We start from the raw sequence: 1,803 nt of genomic DNA, 5'->3' as shown, positions 1-1,803 counted from the left end.
GCCTGGCGGCCGAGATTCGCAGGATCAATTCGTTTTCCGGCTCGGAGCCTGCCTTGAGAGTCAGATCATCGCCATACACTTCGTACGCATAGGCGGCAGGGCTGCGCAGCCCGCGCAGGCTCTCTCCAAGTCGCTCGCGCAAGTCCTGCCACGGGCGGGTCGCGTTGGACCAGATTTCGGCTGCCGGTTCGGACTGAGCGAAGGCGGGCCCGGCCCAGGCTGCGAAGACCAGCGCCCCGGCGGCCACCCCACCCGCCGCCAGAATCGGGAAGATGACGTCGGAGGGAACCCGAGCGTTCATGCCCCACCATCGGATTTGGCGCCGCCCGAGCTCCATCCTGGCCGCCAGGAACAGGGCGATCAAGGCAAACCAGGCTACATAGCCTCGCAAGTCCGGTTCGCCGAGGTAGATGTACGCATTCAAGACCAGGGCCAGGCCTGCAGGCAGGATCCCGGCCGCCAGGGATCGATGCCGGATCACCCCAAAGCCGCTGTACACGACCAGCATCCAGAACACCAGCGCCAGGATCAGGACGAACATCAGCCCATCCTCATTGGGCTTCCCGCCGGCGAGCGCGCTCAGGAAGATCCACAGCCTGCGGCCGAGCTCCTGCACCCGCTCGCCCCACAGCGAGCTGGACTCCACTTGCAGTCCGACCAGCCACATGCTGAAGATGACTCCGTACACCAGCCCGGCCACGGCGATACTCCTGCCGGAGAACAGGCTCCAGCCGAACCAGGCACCCAGCAGCACGCCCAGTCCGGCGACCGTCCCGACCAGAGCCAGATGATCGGTCCAGTCGGCAGCGGTCAGAGACCAGGTGGCGATGCGCGTCAGCAGCAAGAGCAGCAGCAGCGACACCCAGTCGAAGCCAACCTGACGCCAGGCAGGGGATGAGGCCTCCGGCCTGGAGGGGGCCTGTTGCTCGGGGGGATCCTTCGCCTGGAGTGTCATCGACGGTGATCGGAGGCGGTCCGCGGTCCGGCCGGTTGTCGGTCGTCCGGCGTGCACGGCGGTCGGCGGAGGGCCACCTGAATCATACTATCACCTGAGCGCTTGCTGGCCCGCGTTGATACTGCTATCATGGCGGCGGTCTGCTGATGACTCAATCCACTCCGCGCCTGCGACTTCGCAGTCTGCACATTGTCCTGGTCCTGGTCGTTGTGGCGACTGTGCCCTGCTACTGTGCCGGATTGGTGGCCATCAGCCAAGCGCCTGCCCAGACGACACCCACGGCAACCGTCACAACGACTCCTGATGCGACGGCGACGGCCGTGCCCGAGACGGCGACCGCAACCGGCACGAACACTCCGACCTCAACCATCACGCCCACGGCTTTCGTTCCTCCTACCGTGACGGCCAGCTTCACGCCGCCACCGACATCCACCGAAACCCTGACGCCTCCTCCTAGCTCGACCTACACCCTTGCCCCCTCCCCCACCGAGACCCTTGCACCGTCCCCCACGCCTACCGACACTGACACACCCACGCCTTGACCCCGACCAGCAGCCTTCGATGAGCGCAGCCCACACCCTTGAGCTCCTGCAGGCCTTCCTGGCTCCGGCCGGAGTCTCCGGCAGCGAGCAGGACATGGCGGCCGTTGTCCGGGCGGCGTGGCAGGGTCTGGCGGACGAAGTCGTCATCTCTCCCCTGGGGAGCGTCCACGCCCTGCTGCGCGGCACGAGCCCGGGCAGCCGGCCAAAGCTGATGGCCTGTGCCCACCTGGATTCGGTCGGCCTGATCGTCACCGGCTTCGTGGGCGCGTTCCTGCGCCTCGGGCCGGCCGGCGGCTTCGACCCGCG

3 protein-coding genes are annotated in these 1,803 nt (G+C 67.2%); 1 reads left to right on the top strand and 2 read right to left on the bottom strand.

Features of this window, described 5'->3' with window-relative positions; translation table 11 throughout:
- Both MUO23_06190 and MUO23_06185 read right to left on the bottom strand, forming a co-directional pair.
- Positions 1-955, bottom strand: a 955-nt coding sequence (locus MUO23_06190) for a hypothetical protein (GenBank protein ID MCJ7512544.1), incomplete at its 3' end; no start/stop codon positions are given.
- 226 nt (positions 956-1,181) lie between these two features.
- Positions 1,182-1,388: a hypothetical protein gene (locus MUO23_06185; GenBank protein MCJ7512543.1), complete on the bottom strand. Its 207-nt coding sequence runs from the start codon at positions 1,386-1,388 to the stop codon at positions 1,182-1,184.
- A 128-nt stretch (positions 1,389-1,516) separates the two neighbouring features.
- Here MUO23_06185 and MUO23_06180 point away from each other — a divergent pair.
- A partial coding sequence (locus MUO23_06180) for a hypothetical protein (protein ID MCJ7512542.1) occupies positions 1,517-1,803 on the top strand: 287 nt, incomplete at its 3' end.

The organism is Anaerolineales bacterium (assembly GCA_022866145.1).
GTDB lineage: Bacteria > Chloroflexota > Anaerolineae > Anaerolineales > E44-bin32 > PFL42.
The sequence above is the reverse complement of the archived record's forward strand: the minus strand, read 5'-3'. Positions and strand labels throughout refer to the sequence as shown.